This is a genomic window from Herbaspirillum sp. VT-16-41 (genome assembly GCF_001994935.1).
Taxonomy (GTDB): Bacteria; Pseudomonadota; Gammaproteobacteria; order Burkholderiales; family Burkholderiaceae_D; genus Herbaspirillum; species Herbaspirillum frisingense.
Window position 1 is genome coordinate 1 of sequence record NZ_MUXB01000011.1, and the last position, 684, is coordinate 684.

Genomic DNA, 684 nt, shown 5'->3' on the forward strand with positions numbered 1-684 from the left:
GGGCCTGCTCGGCGCCCAGCAGGAGTTGCCGGCGTGCCGAGACGGTGCCCGCCGAGGCGGCCTCGCGCAAGGACTGCGCCCAGGTGCGCAGCGAGCGCGGCATCTGCTCCATCCGGGAGCTGAGCACCTCCCAGTCCTCTGCGGTCTCGGCGGGCATCAGGTCCAGCACGTCCCGCATCTGCAGCGTGGAGGCGAGGTTGTTGACCGCAGCGATGTCCAGGTGCTGCTCGGCCCGCTCGATCTGCAGGCCCAGTCGCTCGGTCATCGCGGCGCGGGTCACGGCATCGGTGGCGTCCGCATCGGCGACCTGTGCGATGCGCTCCAGCATGGTGCGGGCCGCGTGCCGCAGGGCGATACTTATGCCGATCTGCTGTTCACCATGATCGAACGGCGCGGCAAGCGCCCGCCGGTCACCTACACCACCTTCCAGGCGCGCGATCTCGGCAAGGACACCGCCGACCTGTTCCAGAGCGCCGCGCGCGACGCCTATGCGCGCTTCGCCCCGCAGGCGCTGCTGGTCGGTGCCTCCTGCACCGCCGAATTGATCCAGGACGATCCCGCTGGCCTCGCCGAAGCGCTGCGCTTGCCGATCCCGGTGATCGCGCTCGAACTGCCAAGCTATCAGCGCAAGGAGAATTGGGGCGCGGCAGAGACCTTCTACCAATTGGTGCGCGCGCTTGCCGA

General features: G+C 69.6%; 2 protein-coding genes. One reads left to right on the forward strand and one right to left on the reverse strand.

Translation table 11 applies throughout. The features are described from left to right. A partial coding sequence (locus BTM36_RS00120) for a DUF885 family protein (RefSeq protein ID WP_217349519.1) occupies window positions 1-328 on the reverse strand: 328 nt, incomplete at its 3' end. A gap of 12 nt (window positions 329-340) precedes the next feature. Here BTM36_RS00120 and BTM36_RS00125 point away from each other — a divergent pair. Continuing rightward, window positions 341-684 (forward strand): nitrogenase component 1 (locus BTM36_RS00125; protein ID WP_305778096.1); only part of this gene is annotated, 344 nt, incomplete at its 3' end.